Below are 21,618 nucleotides of genomic sequence, written 5' to 3' on the forward strand. Positions count from 1 at the left end.
TATCGTAGGTAGGAGACCGGAAGTTTGCTAATCGAAAATCGCTGGTGAAATTTGAAGTGCCAATTTCACTTGTAGCTGGACAGCACTAAAAAAGAGGTAGGAGTATTTTCCTACCTCTCTTATTTCCAAAAATAAGCATGTCCAACAGATAGGTAAATGAACATTTATCATAATTATTTGTAAATAATTATAATTTCCTGCATAGGATAGAGTAATCAATATTTACTTTTTTTTCGTAAATTTGGTAACCAACATATTGTATGCAAGACATTCAATATTTGTGACACTTTTTTCAAAAAATTTTTATAGGAGGGGAGTAAATCAAATGTCTCAATCAGAACATCAACAATTTGTGATTTCAAGCGAAGATTGGTCCCTCCATCGAAAAGGACATGATGATCAAAAGCGTCATCAGGAGAAGGTACAAGATGCAATCCGCAATAATCTGCCAGATCTTATTACGGAAGAAAGCATCATCATGTCAGATGGCCGTGATGTGGTCAAGATTCCAATTCGATCATTAGATGAATATAAAATCCGGTATAACTATGACAAAAACAAGCATGTCGGCCAAGGGGACGGCGATAGTAAAGTGGGGGATGTAGTAGCTCGTGATGGCAATCCTCAGAAAGGACCAGGTAAAGGCGAAGGTGCCGGTGACCAGCCGGGCGAGGATTATTATGAAGCGGAAGTCTCTCTAATGGAACTGGAGGAAGCATTATTTAAGCAGTTAGAACTTCCAAATCTGCAGAGGAAAGAGAGAGATGAAAATACGGTTCAGGACATCGAATTTAACGACATCCGAAAGACAGGGCTCATGGGAAATATTGATAAGAAAAGAACGATGATGGCAGCCTTTAAGCGCAATGCCATTAATGGCAAACCTAGCTTTCATCCGATAGTACCGGAGGATTTAAAATTCCGGACGTGGAATGAAATTGAGAAACCTGATTCAAAAGCAGTGGTTCTTGCTATGATGGATACAAGCGGAAGTATGGGAGTCTGGGAAAAATATATTGCAAGAAGCTTCTTCTTCTGGATGACAAGGTTCCTTCGTACAAAATATCAATCCGTTGATATTGAATTTATTGCCCATCATACGGAAGCAAAGGTTGTATCCGAGGAGGACTTCTTTTCAAAAGGTGAGAGCGGCGGTACGATTTGTTCCTCCGTCTATCGGAAAGCGTTAGGCTTAATTGAAGAAAAATATGATCCTGCCAGATTTAATATATACCCATTTCATTTTTCAGACGGTGATAATCTAACCTCTGATAATGCGAGATGTGTAAAACTCGTGGAAGAATTAATGAAGGTTTCCAATATGTTCGGATATGGTGAAGTGAACCAGTATAATCGCCACAGCACTCTCATGACAGCCTATAAAAACGTCAAAAACGATAAATTCCGATATTATATCTTAAAGCAAAAATCAGATGTCTTTTATGCGATGAAAAGCTTTTTCCAGAAGGAAGAGGAGAAGGCGTATATATAGGGAAGTAAACTACAAGTTATATAATGGCTTGTAGTTTTTTTGTATATAAGAATGTGAAAAATGATACATAAATTAAACGTTAAATCTAACCAGGTCAGACCGGAGAAACGAAGACTATTACCCGAGTAAAATAAAAATTTAAAAAGTTCTCGGCGTCATTAATGGAGGTAAGCCATTTTTTGAAAGAATGACTAGCAATACTCAGGGAGATAATAAATAGGAAATCTATGTTAATTGTCCAAATTAAAAAAATTAGAAGGGAAAATGTATAATGGCAAAAATTGGTGTTTTAGTGGGTAGTCTTCGGAAAGAATCTTTTTCAAAAAAACTTGCAGCTGATGTTGCATCTTTATTCCCAGAGGGATATGATACAGAATTTGTAGAAATAGGAAATTTAGCATTATATAATCAGGATTTTGACGATGAAAACAATGCCCCATCGGAATATTCTACCTTTCGGAATAAGATGAAGGAAATCGATGCTGTTTTATTTGTAACTCCTGAATATAACCGTTCTATACCTGCTGTCTTAAAGAATGCATTGGATGTGGGCTCTCGTCCTTATGGAGAAAGTGTATGGAATGGCAAACCAGCCGCAATTATCAGCCAATCCCCTGGTAAATTAAGTGGTTTTGGTGCTAACCACCATTTACGTCAACCTCTAGTATTTTTAAATATGCCAATACTTCAACAACCTGAAGCTTATATTGGAAATGTAGCTGATTTATTGGATGAAAACGGCCAAATTAAAGACGAAGGAACGGTTAAATTTCTGCAATCCTTCGTTGATGCGTTTGTCGATTTGATTAAGAGACATCAAGTATAACAAAATAAAAACAGTGAGGTATGGATAAACTTCTTTCGATGCTTTTCTTATTTTAGTAAATCCCTGTTTCTTTTTTGAAAAGTATTTACCAAAAATGAAAAGGTGAATTATATAAATAAACCATCAGGCTGCCTTTAATGAGAGCTTAAAAGATTTTAAGGAATTATTTAGGCTGGAAGAAAGGAAATGTCTGCATTTAAATGTTATTATGTGGTAAAATGAGAGTAACTCTATTTGGATAGAAAGGATACAGGGGAACAAGTATGCCAATATTTACTTTGTAATGATCAATAAATTGGATAGCATCACCCTCGAAAAAACAATGGTTTTTTCTAAGGGGGTAGTATGCCCATTTTTCTCATTACAAAGGAACCAAGCAACCCTGTAGTCTTGATGCGAAAGGAGGTCCTTGTGTAGGATCTCCTTTTTTATTTTTCCATTTAATATTATACTGCACTGCAAGTTATCCAAATAGATGCTTGCGTTCCTTTATCTTATTAAGAGGTGAAGGATTAATGTCAAATATAACATTCCATTGGAAACTATCTGGAATATCAGAACAATATGTAAAGAAGCACTGCAAAATGTGTGGGAAATTATCCATTTTTACGGACACACATGTGCGAAGGCATAACGCAAACGGAAAAAGTATATACCAATATACGATTTATAAATGTGAAAAAAATCATACGTGGAACAAAAAGTTAGCTATATATAAAACGTTCTCAGAGCATGTTGCTGAAATGGAGGAGCAGAAACAACAATCTTCCGTTTTGTCAGCCATTCCAATAACCAGCTTAGTGGAACAAGAAATAAAGATAATACACATTGTATTAGATGATGTGATAGGAAAACATCGAATTGATAAAGTGCTTGCAAACCAAATTGAGGATTGGAGTCGATCACAGATCATAGAAAAGATTGAAAAAGGAACGATTCAATTAAATGAACGAGTCATTAAACCTAGTTCAAGATTGTATAAGGGAGAATGTATTTCCATTTACATTGGATGAAAAACATTTAGCAACCTAACTAAATTTTAAAATGAGTGAATAGGATATTTTAAATTAACTATTGGGGCTGTTTTGTTTAAATGATTGGATTCACAATCTATGTTTTAGCTTCCACTTAGATGCCTCTTCTTATAATGAGCAGTGAGTTAACACTGCTCTATTTTTTTTGCAACAAGCCAAATTACACCAAAACACCGGTTTTATTCAAGATCTATCCAACAATGCCCATGTTTGTTCAGCCATAACACGGGCAGACAATGGCATTCCATTTTTACACCACCATTCCACTGCTCCAACTGCCCCAATAAATCATATTTATCCGCGTAATGAAGATAAATGGTCCCCCACTCCTGTACAAGAAATGCTTGAATCTCCCATTACTTAGTGCTTTATAGGTGTGTTAAGTATAATAATTACCTACTCAGCCAAACATAGTTAGGAATGCGAGATGAGAATGTTAAGGAATAAGGAGGAGGACCCTGCGAACTATGAAAGCTGTAACTTATCAAGGCCCCAATCGTGTACAGGTTAGCAATGTAGAGGACCCAAAAATAGAGAAAAAAGATGATATTCTTGTAAAGATTACTTCTACTGCGATTTGTGGTTCCGATTTGCATTTATATCAAGGAAACTTTCCCTTACCTCCCGGATACATTATTGGTCATGAACCGATGGGAATTGTTGAAGAAGTAGGACCAGAAGTAACGAAGGTGAAAAAGGGGGATCGCGTAATTATTCCTTTTAATGTAGCATGCGGTCATTGCTTTTATTGCGAGAATGACATGGAAAGCCAATGTGATCATGCTAATCCACATTATGATTCAGGAGGATTTTTTGGTTTTTCAGAGAAGTTCGGTAATTATCCGGGAGGTCAAGCTGAATATCTAAGAGTTCCTTTTGGAAACTTTACCCCCTTTGTGATTCCAGAATCATGTGAATTAGAAGATGAATCACTTCTCTTTTTATCCGATGTTCTTCCTACAGCTTATTGGAGTGTAGTAAATGCAGGGATAAAACCGAACGACACCGTTATTGTACTTGGATGTGGACCGATTGGATTGATGGTGCAAAAATTTGCTTGGATGAAAGGCGCTAAACGTGTGATCGCTATCGACTATTTGGATTATCGGATGGATCATGCCAAAAAGATGAATCATGTGGAGGTATTTGAGTTCACAAAATATCCCGATATGGGGGAACATTTAAAGGAGATTACTCATGGAGGAGCAGACGTAGTTATTGATTGTGTAGGTATGGATGGAAAGAAGTCACCTTTAGAGTTTATCGAGCAAAAACTAAAACTTCAGGGTGGAACCCTTGGGCCAATTCAAATTGCTACAAAAGCTGTTCGGAAATTTGGAACGGTACAATTAACAGGTATATACGGGGGAAATTATAATGTATTTCCATTAGGGGCTTTTTGGGTTAGAAATATCAATTTAAAGATGGGGCAAGCTCCAGTCATTCATTTAATGCCTGAATTATACGAAAAAATAACGAATAATGAGTTTGACCCTAAGGAGATTGTCACTCACAAAATGTCCCTAGAAGAAGCCAGTCAGGGTTACAAATTGTTTAACAATCATGAGGATGAATGTATAAAAGTGGTATTGAAGCCTTAATAGGATAATACTTCTAAAATAAGTTTTGACTTTAAAGTATAAGATAAAGGGAGATTATACAAAAAAGCCCACAATTAAATTGTGGTCTTTTCTGCAAATTTTTACTGTTTTCTATTCGAGATTAGCATGTTTACCATACATTTTATTTGAATCCAAGCCTTTTTTCTCCATAAAGCGTAAGATGATGGCATCATAAAATAACAACATTGTTTGCTCAAAAAGGGATCCCATTGGTTGAATGGTCTTGTAATCACCGGCAGATTGATCTTTCGTTACTCCCAGTAATTTAACAATAATATCAGCTAATTTTCCGATTGTGGATTCAGGAGAAATGGTGATAGCGGCCACTGTACCTCCTAAGCTTTTCGCTTTTTCGGCAATGGCGACTAACGTTTTGGTTTCTCCTGATCCTGAACCAATGATTAATAGATCGCCCTTTTCTAAGTTGGCTGTTACGGTTTCACCTACCACATAGGCATCAATCCCCATGTGCATCATTCGCATCACAAAAGATTTACCCATGAATCCGGATCTGCCAGCACCAGCCACAAAGATTTTGCTGGACTTTAAAATCTGGTTTACCAATATCTCTGCTTGTTCATCAGAAAACACCTATGGATGCTGCAAAAGCAATGTGGCTATTTTATGAGCATCCAGAATTAACTTTTGAAGAGGCAACTCGTCCTTTCACATTACCAAACCTACGTACAAAAGCAAAATTCATTGGAATTCCAACAACAAGTGGAACGGCTGCTGAAATATCTAATTTGTCAGTCATAACAGATGAAAAGACAGGCATCAAATATCCTTTGGCAGATTTCGAGTTAACTCCTGATCTTGCTATTATTGATCCTATTTTGGTCGAAAACATGCCTAAACATTTGATCGCTTATAGTGGTATGGATGCAGTGACTCATGCGATTGAAGCATATGTAGCCAAGCCGCGCACAATTTTCACGGATTCATTAGCAATTGAAGCAGCTGAGGTACTAAAAGACAATCTTCTGTCTTCTTACCATGGTGATTCAAAAGCTCGTGAACAAGTACACTATGCACAAGCGATGGCTGGTATGTCATTTGCAAATGCTGTACTAGGAAATGTGCATAGCCTCGCACACAAAAGCGGCCCGACTTTTGACATTCCGCATGGTTGTGCCAATGCGATTTATTTACCATATGTAATCCAATTTAATCGTACGGTAGTAGAGGATCGATTTGCAGCGATTGCGAAACGACTTGGTCTAGTAGGCGAGACGAATAAAGAACTAGTGGATTCATTAATTTCTTGGATTCGTGATTTAAACCATGAAATGGAAATACCAGATACCCTTCAAGAATACGGAGTATCTGAAGAGATGTTTAATAAACACGTAGACAAAATGGCGGCAAATGCTGTACAAGACCCATGTACAAGCACAAATCCACGTGAAACATCTGTAGAAGATATGAAGAAACTATATGTAGCCGCGTTTTATGGCCAGGAGGTTACGTTCTAAATAAAAGATCATACACTCTATCCGGTATTATAATATGCACCTCCCTTTTTGCAGCCGTTCTAACATAAGAACGGCTGTTGTTCTATTTATGTCTTACTGGCTCTAGTGCTTTAAGATTGCAACATTATTACAGAATCAAGTTTCAAATATTATGGATAAAACATCCTCTGTATCATTACTGGTGGGAACGTAGATTATTTCGTTAAATATGAAAGTAATGAATGAACATGAATAAAGAGAATGAACTGGTTGGTACGAATATCGCTTCTGGATTTTTGTACAATCTAGAAAATTACAATTTACTAACAAGTTGGTTCGCATAGTGTTTCAAAGTGCCAAAAATGGTGTTCCATTGTGGAATTTTCAATGTTATTCTTGTTGTCTACTTCAAAACTGAACTACTTAGAAATTGGTTTTCGTGATTGTGACTATAAAAATGGTTTATAAGTGAAACCATGTAATGTATTTTATATAGATCATTCTCATCCTCTGTATTCGAACATATAATAAAGCAAATGACTTTAATGTATTACTATTAGCTTATCTCAGACTTCATGTTTACCTATTTTAAAAATATGTTAGAGAGGCGATTGACATTTTAATTTTTGAAATGGGGAAAGGATATGAGGAATTATTACTCATTTTTAGCTTTACTTCTATCTATTGTATTAATTTTAATAATGAAAATTAGAGACCAATGGGAACCTGCTATTATTCTAAGTGCTTTACTTCTTTCCATAATAGGTTTTGTAACTTCTTTTTTTATTCATAAAGGCATTGTTCGGTGGATAGCTTTAATAGGTAATACAGTTATGTTTTTATTAATAGTTGTTTTCTCAATGCTAATTATTATCGCACTAAAAAACTTTTCGTGAATTCTTATTTATAGGTTGTAAGTTAAAGCTTCTGTAGGGGAGCTGTTTTTCTTTGTACTATTCAGCTTACAGGGCGGGTTTGTTTAACAAGGAGTTCTGGAGGAATTAGCCCAGTTCCCTATCATTTTTCGAACCGAATCGCATCATGATTTGACATATGCTAACTTTTTTACATGCTTTAAACATCTTGTTTGACCTAGGGCGTCCTCATTTTTTATACGAGGATTACTGCCTGGTCTTAAATTGATTAAAGTTCTAAGGAGTTCAAGAAACGTATAACCTTAGGTTACAATCAAGTTGGTTTCGACTATCGACCGTCTACCTTTACAGCAGCAAAACGAGGGAACGAACTTCCGACTGAGGTTAAATTTTGGAAAAGGACTATAGTAAGCAAGATTGGGATTATGGTCATGTTTTTAAATTCTCCAATAGCTTTTACGACCATTTCCTCCGAGTGAAGCAGTTGAAAGAATCATATTTTTAAAATTTTCGATATATAATTGCCAAATCGTCACAATTTGATTGAATGAAAGGATTAGATATATAAAAATCTGATTGAAAATATATTAAATGTGGTTGTGAAGTATTGTACTTAAATTAACGTGGGCGTTAGTTAAACAAACATAAGGAAACAATCATAATCATGATCTTAATCTTCCACTAGCGGGCGCTATTCCTTAGTAAAGAGTAGTTCTCGTTTTGCATATAAGGTCCAGATTATGGAGGATGTAGTTCAGCATTAATAGTGGTGAACCGTACCATAAGTATATGAGGTTTCATGTTGTAGTCAAATTCACAAAAAAATAAATAGCGGTTCAAAAAAACAGCTATAACCATAAGTTTTAAACTTTTAAGGTTATAGCTGATGTTTTTTCTCATAATTTAATTCGCCAGCAATCTTGAAAACGTGATTCTCGAGATAAAATTCACTATAAAATTGCTTTACAAAAAAACTCAATATGATTGGACATTTTACGCTCTACATCACTAGTATCTATATTATCAAAGCTCAGTAAAATGTATTCTGTAATCATCGTGAAGATCGGGTATTGATATTCGACCGCTAATGTTCTTGGATCCAAGGGTGGAATTTGGTTTTTATCCTGCATGATTCTAAATGCTTTTTCCAGGAAATTAATCGTTGTACTTAATATATCGTTTAAATAGATCTCTCTGGCTAGCGGATCACGGTATTGTTCGATGTAAATTATTCTCCAAATCTTCCGCATAATCGGATTGTTGATATGATCCATGAAGTTCAATAATCCTTTTTCTAGAAATTGCTTTGGGCTCATTGTAGCTAGGATATCTTCCAACATGATCACCGGTGGGCAAATTTTCTCGGCCTCTTTGCGAAAGTTTAAGAAAATTGTTTCAAGTATTTCCTTTTTATTTTTAAAATGTTTGTATACGGAACTTTCCTTAATTCCCACTTCTCTAGAAATATCACGAATGGAGACACCATTGAACCCATTCCGGGAAAACAAATAAATAGAAGTATCTAGAATTTTAATCTTAGTGGGATTTTGGATGAGTTCCAACTCCATATCAAAATAATTTCTTTCCGTTGAACCAGTCAATTTATTGCACTCCTTGTAAATATTGAATAAGTCTTTGCTCATTCTCTCTTGCATCATTAAGATGAAAGACATGTGAAGATTTATCAGACCAATATAATGTTTTTCCTTTTGGAGCATCAAGTTTTTCGTAATAGCGGGTGATAAGTTCAGGCAAAACATGCTTTTCTTTGCTCCCGTGAATAAACATAACAGGTATTTGTAATGTTGGAACCTCTGTAAAAAAATCAAACGTATTAATATCATGCAACAAGCCTTCTGTATACGAAAGCTTGAAGCCACGTACAAGTGAATTATAAATGTCTTTTAGAGAATAATCCGGTGAATTAAGCATGATTTTGAGGCCAGAAAAGAATGTTGCGGATTTTTTATCTCCTGCGTCATAAAACATAGTATTATTTTTAAACTGCCATTTCCGAATTACCGACCACTGTTTAAAGTCTTTCGTATACGGTGGTTCTCCTACGACTGAGAGTTCTCGTAAAGCCTTTTGATTATTTGTCTTTTTGGCCTGTTCCAGTAGCCACTTGTAACTTAATTTATCATTTTCAACCCAGTTAGTAATTTGCGAAAATCCTGTATAGGAATAGTACCTTTCTGGAAATTGATAGGCGAGGTTTAAGGCAATTACGCTCCCCCAAGAATGGGCAACCAGATGTATTTTGTTTTGCTTGAACCGTTCCTTTAAATAGTCCGTTACATCTTTGGCGTCGCTGATGTATTGTTTCAAGTTCATAGTTTCTTTCGGAATATTTTTAGAAAATGATTTGCCTGTCCCACGTTGATCCCAAAAAACAACCGTAAAATGTTTGATTAGCTCTTTCGTAGTCATTACCAATGCATAATCAGTGCCCCGATTCGATACGCCAGGAACAGGCATACTAGGGCCACCATGAATAAAAAGGAGGACGGGACTTCCTGGTTTTTCCGTTTGTATCAGGATGTTCTGTTGAATACCTCCGATTATAATCTTTTCAATGGAGTTGATTCCTTGCTCAGAAATATTAAAATCTGCTTTATTAAAAAATTTCATTAGAAAATCACCTCATCAGTTTAGTTGGATATAAAATTCGCATTAAAAAAGATAACGAACGTTAGCTAAAATGAATATTAAGCTAACGTTCGTTATCTGTCAAATGTTATTTTCTTATAACTCGTTATTTACATCTATCTTTAAAAGCATGAAAGATGAGTTTAAATATTTATATAAAGTGGGGTGCAAATTAAATGTCAGAAGTAATCAATAAATTAGAAACCGTTGTGTGAAATTTTAATATTAGGTGCTTTTAAAAACGAAGAAAATTAAAGTATTGTGGTTTAAGTCGTTTTCGAGCGGAATTTTTTCCTAAAGGAACAGGGATATGGTTCAATGCCTTTCCTAAGCCATAATGAGGCATGTTTACGTAAATAGATTCATAATTTCCTTTACTTATTTGATAAGTTTCATGATAAATTCCAACTGCATTATTGTTACCAACTTTTTGGTTGAACTTTTTCCAAGCAGTTAAATGTTTTTCATTTTTAGCATAGGCAAGCAGGTCTTCGGTTGAACGCCAATATTGGATCATGGCAGTTGTTCTAAATCCAAAATAATTCTCCATTGATAAAAATCCCAGTTCCTCTTTGTTGTTATATAGCTCCTTAATCATTCCAGGCATGGCGTTAAATACTGGTAACCACTTATGAATTGCGAGTCGCTTGTTAATTCTCATTCCAATGATGAAAACGACAATATCCTCTGTATTTTCATTCGTATAACGCCCAGTATAAATCTGATTGGTCATCACAAATCCTCCTTCACAGAAAGTTTATCAAGAGTAAACTCGCACCATTCCATTGCAGCCTTTGTCGTTCGTTTTCCATAATCTAATGTAAGCAACCAATATATTGAATCCTCCATGTCATCGTTGTGATTGCTAATAGCCATTTCAATAGTTTGATAAGTTTGATAACGTCTTTCCAGTTTTTGCTTATAGTTCTGTAGAAGTGATATCTTACTTTCTAAAGTTTGAAAGCGACCAAAAAATAATTTAAGTAAAAATTCATTTCGCTCCGTTGGTAATTGTTCGATTGGATGCTCCAACCAATTTTTTAGTGTTTCAATTCCTCTTGAGGTAAGATAGTATTCCTTTTTATCAGGCGATCCTGTTTTAGATGAAAGACGAACTTCTGCTAATTCATCTTGAACGATTAATTTTAAAGTGGGATAGATTTGCCCATAACTGATTTTCCAAAAATGATTTAAGCTTTGATCAATGAACTGTTTAATGGAATAACCAGATTTACATTCAGTAGTTAAAATTCCTAATATTGCATATGTTGCATCATTATAATTTTTCAATGTACTCACACCTATCTAAAAGATATATATCTTTTAGATATATAATAGTGGATGTATATGGTAAATGCAATGCATTTTTCTGAATAAATAAAAAACTGATTTTTTGAGGATAAGAGATAAGTCAACATTTGTTCGAATTACAGTTAGGAATTAGAAGATACATGTTCTGTCTATAAAGAAGAACCTCTTTTGCTTGTGTAAAAGTTATAAGAAGAGGAGCGCGAACAAAAATACATTTATACACCCTAAATTCCTACGAATGAATTTTTTTTGAAAAGTTTAAACGTCTAGAGTGCAGAATGATGGCATAAATAAAATTGAGAGAATAAAGCCTTTAGAGCTGGGGAGGAGAGTATATGGTTAGGTTATGGAAGACAATATTCCTTTTTATATTAATATTTACGTGTTTTCAAGGGTATATCCCTGCTAATGCAAATACAGGGACAAATGTTAGTGGAACTATTTATCAGAATACTACATGGACGAGGGCAGGATCTCCATATTATTTAACAGGAGATATTCAAGTTAGTAAGGGTGCTAAATTAACGGTAGAACCTGGTGTAACGATTGAAGGGAATAATTGGCGTATTGTAGTGGACGGGGATTTTGAAGCGGTCGGGAACCCTAATTTAAAAATTATATTAAACGATGTGATTTTTAACCTTCCAAAACACGATCCACTTTCGGCTTCTATCCACCTTGAAAATACTGATATCAAAAGTGGTAATAAAAGTTGGGGGCTTATCACAAATTTGATTTTAAAAGATTCAAGGATCTTCAATTTACCAAATCCCTTAACACTTTTTTATCCGACAAAAGATGTTTTTATCGAAAGAAATGTCTTTATTAATTCTTCTGGAATAAGTGTTAGAACATATCTTGATGCCAAGGTAAATATATTAAATAATGTATTTTACAATTATACAGACTATGCCGTTTCCAACGTGGTAACTACCGATAGTTCTGAAACCATTGTTGCCTATAATTCTTTTTTAAAGAATAATGGAGGTTATGCTTTAGTTTTACCTGCTGATTCCCCAACCGCAAAAATGACAGCAATCAATAACTATTGGGGAGCAACAGACGAAACAGCGATCAAAAAAATGATTTATGATAAAAATATCGACCCTAGTTCTGGTTCTTATATCAATTACAAACCATATTTACTATCACCAGACAAAAATACACCATATATAAAACTTGTCCCGCCAGAAAAACCGGTTGTGTATGATGTTACTGACAAAAGTGAGTATATCACTGGTAACGCTGAAAAACTTTCTGTTATTAGGGTAGTAAACGAAAATAATGATCTTGTTGGAGAAACGAAAGCCGGACAGAATGGGGATTTTAGAGTTAATATAAAACCACAAAACGCTGGTAGTAAATTATACGTTACGGCCACAGATGATTGGTTTAATAAAAGCAATTCAACAATAATCACCGTCAAAAAATTTATAACTGTTCCCACTGTCAACCCAATAAATAATAAATCAACTTTAGTGACTGGAAAAACAGAGCCAGCGTTAATTGCCACTGTAAAAATCGGAACAAAAGCATACACAGCAAAAGCGGATGGAATGGGGATTTACAAAGTGACTATTCCAGTCCAAAATACGGGAGCAACCATTTCCATTTCAGCAAAAGATAGTGAAGGAAATGTCAGTGCCGTAAAGACTGCAACAGTAATCAGAGTTGCGCCGAATAGGCCAAGAGTCAACTCTGTAAATAATAAATCAACTTTGGTGATGGGGGAAGCAGAACCAAAAGCAATCATCACCGTAAAAATCGGAACAAAAGTATATAAAGCTAAAGTAGATGTACTTGGTAATTACAAAGTGACCATTCCAGTCCAAAATACAGGAACAACAGTTTCAGTCACAGCAAGTGATAGTAAGGAAAATGTCAGTAGCGTAAAGAGTACAAAAGTAATAAGAGTTGCACCTAATATGCCTACAGTCAATGCTGTAAATAATAAATCAACTATAGTGGCGGGAAAAACAGAGCCAAAAGCCATAGTCACCGTAAAAGTCGGAACAAAAACATTTACAGCTAAAGCAAACGTGAAGGGTAATTACAAAGTGACAATTCAGAAGCAACGAATTGGAACGAAAATATATGTGAATGCAAAGGATAAAAAAGGGGTAATTAGTGCTACGAAAATTATAACAGTATCTAGGTAATTAATTTTATTAACTATACTTTTGAAAGGGCAGTTACAGTATGCTCTTTCTTTTTATGAAGATGATCTATATTAAAAGTAAACGGTGTCAGGCACCAATTGAATTATCAAATGATGCCCGACACCGTTCATAATATTACTGCACTTTAATGATTAATATTTTTGGTGACGTACCATTCAGTAATGTCTTTATTATTATTTGGTTCGTTTCTTTATTTTTTGCAATTTCTTTGGCAAGATATCTGCTTCCTTTGCACCATTTTTTGGTTGAACCAGTACGTTTGTGGATTTACTTGTAATTTTATTTACGGTAGGAACTAATGGTGTTTTTTATCAATCGTGAAACTAAATGTGTATGTTTTTCCATAGCCATCCTTCACTGTTATTTTGTATTTCCCGTCTTTCGTAAAGGTGTTGGAAGATGGCCAAGTAATTTTTCTTCCATTCTTTGTTACAGCCTTTGACTTTAATTTATTATTGGTTATTTTAACGGTAATATTTTTATTTACTACCGCATTATTAACAACAGATTTTCCGGTGCTTGAAACAACTTTTAAAACAGGAACAACCGTTACACTGCAAGTTGCAAGCTTACCATTGGAAGTTTTCGCTGTAATTATTGTACTACCCGCTTTTAAAGCGATGACGGTTCCATCGGTTTTGACCTTGGCAATAGAACTATTGCTGCTTGCCCAAGTTATTTTTTTGTTAGTGGTGTTTTCCGGTTGAATGACGGCAGTGAGTTTTTCGGAGGTTCCGGCACCTAAACGAGTGTTTGTTTTATTCAATTTAACGCTCGTTGCATCAATAGGCTCCACATATTTTGGATTTGTGTTAAACCAAGCATAGGAATCAGCATTATTGTTTGAGTTTGTTTTAATTCGTAACCAGGGATATCCACCAACTGATTTTTTGACGAGAAGGGGATAAATGACGTCTGATTCACCCCCTGGGTATAAATTTACTGAGAATTCATCATAGCCAATAAATTCACCAAAAAATAAAGGAGCCGGCCCAAGGTTTCTAATTTGCTTTCCGTCTGGTGTGAAGAAATTTTGATCCGTATAACTAGAAATGAAGTCACCCATTGGAAGTGATTCCTCAGGTCCGGAAACATATTTTATATGAAATTTCATTAAAATCCACTCTTCATCATTTTTCGGCTGAGGATTATCCTTGTATTCATTATGAATAATTCGATTAGCTTCCTCTCCATTATAAATTTCTTTCAGCTGCAACTCCATCGTTCTCTTTGGATAAAACGAAGCGTACTGATAGGTTATTTTGTGTTTTTTAAACGCAGAGTACGGCGTTTGCCGGTCCCCTGTACTTGCTTGAACAGATAATCCAATAAGGTTTGACATGATTAAAAAAAACACAAAAACCTTTATTGCATTTTTCATTTTCATTTAGGTCACTTCCTCCTTTTTTAAAAAAATATTTCAATTTGCTGTATGTTATCCGAAGGGATAAATAACTTTTTTGGTAGTTTAATAAATCTTTTTCCACTTCGAACAACGAATGTTTCCTTATCAAAATATGTGTGTATAGGTCTTTTAGAACATTTTTGGGAAGGAATCGATTAAGGACTAATTGGACTAAGCAATTAATAATCTAGTGGTAAATCACCCCTGTATTACATTCGATTGAATAGCTTAATATTCAAAAAAAATGAGGGGGGACAAAAATGTGATGGTTAATCAGTTTGTTGGGTCTTTTAGGCATTTAGCAGACCTTTCACGTGAATACTACATTTTACATACTGACATCAAACACTTGAAGTTAGGGAACAGATATTTCTATACAAGATTACCTAGGATTTATTGAGTGTATCCTTAGTAAACTGACCGAACAAATCAATTTTAAATGCTCAGAAATATTTGCAGGAAATATGGAGTGGATGTCGAGAGTAAAAAGCTGCAAAGAAATCAATCATTTAAAATGGTAGGATTTAGACCAATTTAATCTTAAGGGGAAGTATACTTTTACAAGATGGGAATTTTCCAAACTTTGTTGATTGTACTAAAGAAGCAGTATTGATTAATAAAAGTTTGGAAAACAAGAAAGAATATGGAAACTCGCTACAGCATTATGTTAAACTCTACTATATATTACCTAATTATTTTAATTATCAGAGAATTATGGAGGTTAGAGTATGAATGATGGATTTAAAAAGGTTCATGATGTTATAGAAAATTATAAGTTAGCTGTTTATGAACAGGATGTTGAGAAGTTTGTATCAGCATACGCAACTAACATTCAAGTTTATGATTGTTGGGAAGACTGGGAGTATAAAGGTATTTCGAAGTGGAAGGAAGCTGTGAATGGTTGGTTCAACCACTTGAAAGAGGAAGGTGTTCAACTCAAAGTAGAGTTGAATGATTTAGTTGTTGAAGAAAATGTAGGACTTGCCTTCATATATAGTAATATGTCTTTAATAGCTTACAATGGGTCTGGAGAGAAACTCCGCCAGATTACTAACAGATTTACATTTGGATTAAAAAAGGAAAAAAATTCTTGGAAAATAATACATCAACATTCATCATTGCCAATCAGTATGGAAACTGGAAAAGGTATTTTTAACTTAAAGTAATAATCAGAATTAACTAAAATTAATCATTCCTTAAATTATAGGGGTATTCTAAATAGAATATCCCTTTTTCTTCAATAAGCGGGGGCAATAGTTTAAGTTCAAGCTGTCATTTAGGGCGGTTCTTCTTATTAAAGTAAATGGAATATTTGTGACATTAGATAATCGACTATGAAACTAGTTTGTTTGGTATTATTAAAGCGAATAAAAAGCAGACCACTCCTTTCGTTAAGGATTGGTCCGTATTGTGTTAAAGAACTTACACTTGTAATTCATACTGCTTAGAATACAAGTGTGCATACGCTCCATTATTTTTAAGTAAATCCTCGTGTGTACCTTGTTCAACAATACCCTCATCTGTTAATACGATAATTCTCTCAGCATTGCGGATTGTGGACAGCCGATGGGCAATAACGATGGTGGTACGCCCTTTTGCTAATGATTCCAGTGATTGTTTGATAATACTTTCACTCTCGTTATCCAATGCACTCGTCGCCTCATCTAATATGAGAATGGGTGGATTCTTTAAAAATGCACGAGCAATACTGAGTCGTTGCTTCTGACCTCCAGATAGCCTGACACCTCGTTGCCCGAGTTCGGATTGATATCCCTTCGGCAAGTTCATGATAAATTCATGTGCATTTGCTTGCTTTGAAGCAGCGAAAACTTCTTCATCACTTGCATTTGGATTCCCGTAGCGGATATTTTCCATTACCGTCCCAGCAAAAATATAAACATCTTGCTGGACAATACCTATCTTGCTTCTTAATAATTGAAGATCGATATCACGAACGTCTATCCCATCTAGTAATACTTCCCCATCGGAAACATCATAAAAGCGGGGGATAAGCGAACATAAAGTGGTTTTTCCTGCTCCAGACGGACCAACTAATGCAATGTACTCCCCAGCTTCTACATGAAGAGATAATTTTACCAAGATATTATTCGATTGCTCTCCGTAACGAAAGGAAACTTCCCTGAACTCAATTTCACCGTGTACCTCTTTCAGAGTTATAGCATTACGTTTATTTTCGATAGCCGGTTTCCTATTCATGATTTCCATAAAACGCTGGAAGCCTGTGATTCCTTCTTGAAACTGAGTGCTCATATGGATGAGCTTTTGAATTGGTTCAATTAAAAAACCGATATACAATAAAAAAGTAATCAAATCCGCTAAATCAAGCTTGTAATTAGCGATACTGGCACTTCCAAAGATAATCACGGTGATCGTAATCAATTGGATAATGGTTTCAAAACAATTATAAAAGTATGCTTCTGCCTTATACGTTTTCTTTCTGCTATCGAGGAAACGATTATTTTCAATATTAAACTTCTTAATCTCCAAATGCTCGTTGGCAAAGGATTTTACTACTCGAATTCCCGATAGACTATCTTCCACTTGCCCGTTTATGTCTGCAATTCGCTCTTTGTTTCTTGTATAAGCTTTGTTCAATATCTTATTAAAATACAATCCGAAGATAACCAAGAATGGTAAAAAACAAAATACTGCGATTGTTAAGGGTGCATTTATTAAAAACAAAATGATAAATGCTCCGATTAACCGAACCAGATATTTAAGGTAGTCCTCGGGACCGTGATGATACAACTCAGAAAGAAGCAAAAGATCGTTTGTTAATCTTGACATGAGCTGACCGGTTTTTTCCTTATCGTAGAAGCTAAAGGAAAGCTTTTGCATGTGAGCAAAAAGATCCTTGCGCAAATCACTTTCCATACGAGCACCAACTTCATGCCCCTTATAGTCCACAAAGAAGTTACCAATATTCTTGATAGCGACTAATAAAAGCATTAGCCCGCCAATCCAATATACTTTATTTAGAACAGTCGTTAGGTCTCCTTCTAGAACATCTTTCGTAATAAACCTGACGAGTAACGGGAAAACCAAATCAACAGTTGAAGCAATAAAGGCACATGCCAACACCAAAAGATATAACCCTAAATATGGTTTATAATATGAAAAAAATTTTTTTATTGGAAAACTCATTTTTTACCCCTTTTTTGTGTTTTATTGGAACACATATAAGGGGGACACGGATTACATTTAAGACAATGCTCCCTTATATGTTAATACGGAATTTTTTGTCATTTTTCTCATGTAAATTACCTCCTTGTATTAGATACATAAAGTGTATTTTATTTTCAGAAAATTGTAAACGGATAGTTTGAGAAAGATTATCGATATACTAACGAACGCTTGAACTAGACATGAGGACATATATCATAAAATTTTATTGAGAAGAGATGGTCAATTTCCGCATTTATGCTGATGGTTTTGTCCAATACCATATCCATCCTATGCATATCCTAAAAGGAAATGGATTGGTAAGGAGAGATGAAAATGTCGGAACACTACAAAGAAAAATACAGAAGTAGGGACAGAGACAAAGACAAATATAGAGACAGAGACAAAGAGAGAAACAAAGACAGGGACAAAGACAGCCAAGTTTTAAAAGAAATGGATTCCAAGCAAAAAGAATCACAGGGATTATATATACGCGATTCGCACAATATTCAGGTTACACAAACGGAGATACAAGGATTACTACTCATTCAAGCAGCTCTACAGGCAACTCTTGAAGCCTCTATCGTTGTATTGGGCAGTGAAGACAAGGATGTTAGACAGTTACAAAAGGTAGCGGAAAATTTAGAAGCAGCTCAAAAGCAGTATCAAACTATAGTTATTGAAAACTCAAAAGGTATTAAAGTTACACAAACGGAAGTACAGGTAGAAGTAGTTGTGCAGGCGGCAATTAATCTTTTAGCACAGTTACTCTTAAAGATTGAAAAGTCTAGTTAACTTTGAATGTAACAAGTCGAAGTGAGATTGCACACCTATATTAATAGAATAATGATATGGAAAAAAGCAGTTATGGTAATCATGATTGCTTTTTTATTCTTTGCAACCATATGAAGCTGCTATTGAGTGGTCTCTATATCCACATTCATTTGTCTAGTCAATATTCTGATGCTGCTAAAAATATGCTTAAGGCAGAAATATCATTTATTGCACCTCTTTCATTGAACTTTACTATAATATTAAGAATTTAAATCATAACGGAAATGGTGGAAAGATTCGGTGTTTTAAGCATTCTTGTATTTATTTGCATAAGGAGTTGATGTATGTGGGAATAAATGATCTGTTTAATCTATCTGGTAAAACAGCTATTGTTACAGGCGGAGGAAAGGGTTTAGGTGCAGAAATGGCCAGTGCACTTGCTGCTGCTGGTGCAAATGTGGTTGTATGTTCAAGAGATTTAGAAGCGTGCCAATTAGTCGCTAACGAGTTAAAAAAATGTGGTGTAGGTTCTCTAGCTTTTAAATGCGACGTTACTAACCAAAAAGAAATTGAAAATGTAGTCAGGGAAACGATCCAAGAGTTTGGAAGCATAGATATTTTAATTAATAATAGTGGAACATCGTGGATTGGACCTGCTTTAGAATTGCCTGAAGACAAATGGGACAAAGTCATGGATGTGAATGTAAAGGGAGTATTTCTTTTTAGTCAGGCTGTAGCAAAGGAAATGATAAAGCAAGGTAGCGGAAAAATTATTAATATATCATCTGTTACTGGATTTGGCGGCACACAACCAGAATTATTAGATACGATAGCTTACAATACTAGTAAAGGTGCCGTTATGACATTCACAAAAGATCTGGCCATCAAATTAGCACGTCATAATATTCAAGTTAATGCTATCGCACCAGGATTTTTTCCTACTAAAATAAGTCAAAAGGTATTAGATAAAGCTAGCTCATTTATTCTAAATCAAATACCGTCAAGAAGATTTGGAAAGGTGGAAGACTTACATGGAGCTACGGTCTTCTTAGCCTCAAAAGCATCAGATTATATGATAGGACATGTTTTAGTAATTGATGGTGGTATAAGTAGTTTAGTCTAGTTTGAAAGGAGGAAGAAAAGTGGAGCATAACGAACAAGTGGAACTCTATAAGGCTATAAAACTAGCTGGCTTTAAAGTGGAACAAGAAGTGAATAATTGGATAAAGGATCAGATTAATCACAAGAAATTAGTGGAAGGAACAAACATTGCCGGCAAGTATTATGTTCATTTAATGAAATGCGTTCAAAATAAAATGGGCCATTTGCTCTGTCATTTAAATATACCTTCGAAAAATGATGTTACAAGTATAGGTAAATTGGTGTTACAAGTGGAAGAAAAAGTAGATAAGGTGGAAGATCAGGTACTTTTACTTCAGAAAAAAGTGGATGATTTAAAAAATGGGTAGCACTACTTGTTTTTTATGAAGGAGATGGAGTAATCGTGGATAAAAAGGATGATCATCCAAATAGCTTGAAAGCGGGGACAACTGATTTAGTAATGGCAAATATAAATGTAACAAAAGAATTTTTAAGGTGGAAAGGCTTTTTCAGCCATTGGACAGACAATGAAGTAATGCAACAACATACTCCAAGGGAGGCAATCTGGAAGAAAAACAAGGCTACATTATGGTACTATCCTGCCTCACAGAAGAAATATAAAAAGCCATTATTTTTAATCTATTCCCTAGTTAACCAACCATTTATATTAGATTTATTACCTAATGAGAGTGTTATCCAATCATTTGTAAAAAGTGGCTTCGATGTTTATCTATTAGACTTTGGGATTCCTGGAAATGAAGATAGTGATATCACTGTCGATCATTATATAGTAGATTATATCCAGCGAGGAGTAAATAGGGCACTTCATCATTCTAATGCTGAAAAAATAAGTATTGTTGGTTATTGCCTTGGAGGAACTCTTGCAACGGTATATACGGCAATATCTAATGAACCGGTAGAAAATTTAATTTTAATGGTGGCACCTATTGATTTTCAGCATTTCCCTTCCTATGACCAATGGCTTGAAGCATTAAGAGAGGGTTATATAAATGTAGATGATTTTATTGATGCTTATGGAATCGTCCCAGCGGAATTTGTAAAGTTTGGGGTAAGACTACTTACATCACCTGTATATTTAAGCCATTACCTATCGTTATTAAATCGATCTGATGATCCAAACTATGTACTTAGATGGAGACTTTTTAATAAGTGGACAATAGAACATATTCCGTTTGCCGGGGCTGCAATGAAACAATTAATCAATGATTTTGTAAAGGAAAATAAGTTGATCAAAGGGGGGCTAATCATACGGGGGCAAAAGGTTCATCTTAGCGATATTAAGGCTAATCTTCTCGTTGTTTCCTCTAATTTAGATCACTTGGTCCCTAAGGAACAAAGCATGCCTATTATAGATCTCGTTTCCAGTCAGGATAAAACGTATAAACTTCTTCAAGGCGGTCACACTCATTTAATAGCAAAAGGGAACAAACTTCCAGATTATCTGGAAGAATGGTTGCCTCAACGTTCAGATCCACTTTGATAATGGTAACTGGAATATTACCACAATCAACCAAACTCACCCATACTAATATCAGTGAATAAAGGGGTTAAATCTCTCAAGAAGGAAAATAACCAAAGATAGGAGAGAATTTTATGTATTTACTTTATTCAAGTAAGTGGAGCAATATGGAACCGTATATCGATTATTTAGGGTTTGCTGGCATAGTTTATCTCGATTTTTTCATCCATCA

General features: G+C 35.0%; 18 protein-coding genes. 11 read left to right on the plus strand and 7 right to left on the minus strand.

All coding sequences use genetic code 11. The features are described 5' to 3' along the window. Window positions 1–325: 325 nt before the first annotated feature. The 4 genes from yhbH (at window position 326) to KHA87_RS00275 (ending at window position 4,953) form a co-directional block, all read left to right on the plus strand. Window positions 326–1,492, plus strand: a complete 1,167-nt coding sequence (yhbH, locus tag KHA87_RS00260) for a sporulation protein YhbH (protein WP_213092136.1) — start codon at window positions 326–328, stop codon at window positions 1,490–1,492. A 271-nt stretch (window positions 1,493–1,763) separates the two neighbouring features. After that, the gene (locus KHA87_RS00265) at window positions 1,764–2,318 is read left to right on the plus strand and encodes an NADPH-dependent FMN reductase (protein WP_213092137.1); all 555 of its coding nucleotides are present in this window, start codon (window positions 1,764–1,766) and stop codon (window positions 2,316–2,318) included. A 515-nt stretch (window positions 2,319–2,833) separates the two neighbouring features. Continuing rightward, a complete protein-coding gene (locus KHA87_RS00270; protein ID WP_213092138.1) occupies window positions 2,834–3,331 on the plus strand; it encodes a DUF1062 domain-containing protein in 498 nt (165 codons plus the stop codon). A gap of 488 nt (window positions 3,332–3,819) precedes the next feature. After that, complete coding sequence (locus KHA87_RS00275) at window positions 3,820–4,953, plus strand: zinc-dependent alcohol dehydrogenase (RefSeq protein ID WP_213092139.1); 1,134 nt, start codon at window positions 3,820–3,822, stop codon at window positions 4,951–4,953. Between the two features lie 111 nt (window positions 4,954–5,064). On the opposite strand, the gene hxlB is transcribed toward KHA87_RS00275, so the two are convergent. Beyond that, window positions 5,065–5,565 (minus strand): 6-phospho-3-hexuloisomerase, encoded by a 501-nt coding sequence (hxlB, locus tag KHA87_RS00280; RefSeq protein WP_481748329.1) that lies wholly within the window; start codon window positions 5,563–5,565, stop codon window positions 5,065–5,067. A 2-nt stretch (window positions 5,566–5,567) separates the two neighbouring features. Here hxlB and KHA87_RS00285 point away from each other — a divergent pair, with 2 nt between their 5' ends. Beyond that, window positions 5,568–6,449 (plus strand): iron-containing alcohol dehydrogenase, encoded by an 882-nt coding sequence (locus KHA87_RS00285; RefSeq protein ID WP_249310023.1) that lies wholly within the window; start codon window positions 5,568–5,570, stop codon window positions 6,447–6,449. Between the two features lie 1,804 nt (window positions 6,450–8,253). On the opposite strand, the gene KHA87_RS00290 is transcribed toward KHA87_RS00285, so the two are convergent. From KHA87_RS00290 to KHA87_RS00305, 4 genes are all read right to left on the minus strand, one after another. Next, entirely contained in the window at window positions 8,254–8,904 is a 651-nt protein-coding gene (locus tag KHA87_RS00290; protein ID WP_213092140.1) for a TetR/AcrR family transcriptional regulator, read from the minus strand. A 1-nt stretch (window position 8,905) separates the two neighbouring features. Next, window positions 8,906–9,934 (minus strand): alpha/beta hydrolase, encoded by a 1,029-nt coding sequence (locus KHA87_RS00295; RefSeq protein ID WP_213092141.1) that lies wholly within the window; start codon window positions 9,932–9,934, stop codon window positions 8,906–8,908. Window positions 9,935–10,187: 253 nt separating this feature from the next. Beyond that, window positions 10,188–10,685 carry a DUF4188 domain-containing protein gene (locus KHA87_RS00300; RefSeq protein WP_213092142.1) on the minus strand — a complete coding sequence of 166 codons (498 nt, stop codon included), beginning with the start codon at window positions 10,683–10,685 and terminating at the stop codon, window positions 10,188–10,190. Beyond that, the gene (locus KHA87_RS00305) at window positions 10,685–11,242 is read right to left on the minus strand and encodes a PadR family transcriptional regulator (protein ID WP_213092143.1); all 558 of its coding nucleotides are present in this window, start codon (window positions 11,240–11,242) and stop codon (window positions 10,685–10,687) included. Before KHA87_RS00305 ends, KHA87_RS00300 begins: the two co-directional genes overlap by 1 nt. 356 nt (window positions 11,243–11,598) lie before the next feature. Here KHA87_RS00305 and KHA87_RS00310 point away from each other — a divergent pair, with 356 nt between their 5' ends. Beyond that, window positions 11,599–13,422, plus strand: a complete 1,824-nt coding sequence (locus KHA87_RS00310) for an Ig-like domain-containing protein (RefSeq protein ID WP_213092144.1) — start codon at window positions 11,599–11,601, stop codon at window positions 13,420–13,422. A 316-nt stretch (window positions 13,423–13,738) separates the two neighbouring features. On the opposite strand, the gene KHA87_RS00315 is transcribed toward KHA87_RS00310, so the two are convergent. Beyond that, complete coding sequence (locus tag KHA87_RS00315) at window positions 13,739–14,830, minus strand: Ig-like domain-containing protein (protein WP_213092145.1); 1,092 nt, start codon at window positions 14,828–14,830, stop codon at window positions 13,739–13,741. A 746-nt stretch (window positions 14,831–15,576) separates the two neighbouring features. On the opposite strand from KHA87_RS00315, the gene KHA87_RS00320 reads away from it, so the two are divergent. Beyond that, complete coding sequence (locus tag KHA87_RS00320; protein WP_213092146.1) at window positions 15,577–16,014, plus strand: YybH family protein; 438 nt, start codon at window positions 15,577–15,579, stop codon at window positions 16,012–16,014. A 256-nt stretch (window positions 16,015–16,270) separates the two neighbouring features. Here the strand turns inward: KHA87_RS00320 and KHA87_RS00325 are convergent, their stop codons facing one another. After that, a complete protein-coding gene (locus tag KHA87_RS00325; protein WP_213092147.1) occupies window positions 16,271–18,013 on the minus strand; it encodes an ABC transporter ATP-binding protein in 1,743 nt (580 codons plus the stop codon). Window positions 18,014–18,367: 354 nt separating this feature from the next. Here KHA87_RS00325 and KHA87_RS00330 point away from each other — a divergent pair, with 354 nt between their 5' ends. From KHA87_RS00330 to KHA87_RS00345, 4 genes are all read left to right on the plus strand, one after another. Beyond that, window positions 18,368–18,826 carry a spore coat protein gene (locus KHA87_RS00330; RefSeq protein WP_213092148.1) on the plus strand — a complete coding sequence of 153 codons (459 nt, stop codon included), beginning with the start codon at window positions 18,368–18,370 and terminating at the stop codon, window positions 18,824–18,826. Window positions 18,827–19,151: 325 nt separating this feature from the next. Further along, entirely contained in the window at window positions 19,152–19,928 is a 777-nt protein-coding gene (locus KHA87_RS00335; RefSeq protein ID WP_213092149.1) for a glucose 1-dehydrogenase, read from the plus strand. 19 nt (window positions 19,929–19,947) lie between these two features. Beyond that, window positions 19,948–20,274 (plus strand): hypothetical protein, encoded by a 327-nt coding sequence (locus tag KHA87_RS00340; protein WP_213092150.1) that lies wholly within the window; start codon window positions 19,948–19,950, stop codon window positions 20,272–20,274. Window positions 20,275–20,309: 35 nt separating this feature from the next. After that, window positions 20,310–21,407 (plus strand): alpha/beta fold hydrolase, encoded by a 1,098-nt coding sequence (locus KHA87_RS00345; protein ID WP_349305542.1) that lies wholly within the window; start codon window positions 20,310–20,312, stop codon window positions 21,405–21,407. Window positions 21,408–21,618 lie beyond the last annotated feature (211 nt).

The organism is Bacillus sp. FJAT-49736 (assembly GCF_018343615.1).
Taxonomy (GTDB): domain Bacteria; phylum Bacillota; class Bacilli; order Bacillales; family Bacillaceae_C; genus Margalitia.

Bases quoted from the DNA above. Each gene is read 5' to 3' on its own strand.
- yhbH (WP_213092136.1), top strand. From the start codon at position 326: ATGTCTCAATCAGAACATCAACAATTTGTGATTTCAAGCGAAGATTGG.
- KHA87_RS00265 (WP_213092137.1), top strand. From the start codon at position 1,764: ATGGCAAAAATTGGTGTTTTAGTGGGTAGTCTTCGGAAAGAATCTTTT.
- KHA87_RS00270 (WP_213092138.1), top strand. From the start codon at position 2,834: ATGTCAAATATAACATTCCATTGGAAACTATCTGGAATATCAGAACAA.
- KHA87_RS00275 (WP_213092139.1), top strand. From the start codon at position 3,820: ATGAAAGCTGTAACTTATCAAGGCCCCAATCGTGTACAGGTTAGCAAT.
- KHA87_RS00285 (WP_249310023.1), top strand. From the start codon at position 5,568: ATGGATGCTGCAAAAGCAATGTGGCTATTTTATGAGCATCCAGAATTA.
- KHA87_RS00295 (WP_213092141.1), bottom strand. From the start codon at position 9,934: ATGAAATTTTTTAATAAAGCAGATTTTAATATTTCTGAGCAAGGAATC.
- KHA87_RS00300 (WP_213092142.1), bottom strand. From the start codon at position 10,685: ATGACCAATCAGATTTATACTGGGCGTTATACGAATGAAAATACAGAG.
- KHA87_RS00310 (WP_213092144.1), top strand. From the start codon at position 11,599: ATGGTTAGGTTATGGAAGACAATATTCCTTTTTATATTAATATTTACG.
- KHA87_RS00315 (WP_213092145.1), bottom strand. From the start codon at position 14,830: ATGAAAATGAAAAATGCAATAAAGGTTTTTGTGTTTTTTTTAATCATG.
- KHA87_RS00320 (WP_213092146.1), top strand. From the start codon at position 15,577: ATGAATGATGGATTTAAAAAGGTTCATGATGTTATAGAAAATTATAAG.
- KHA87_RS00325 (WP_213092147.1), bottom strand. From the start codon at position 18,013: ATGAGTTTTCCAATAAAAAAATTTTTTTCATATTATAAACCATATTTA.
- KHA87_RS00330 (WP_213092148.1), top strand. From the start codon at position 18,368: ATGTCGGAACACTACAAAGAAAAATACAGAAGTAGGGACAGAGACAAA.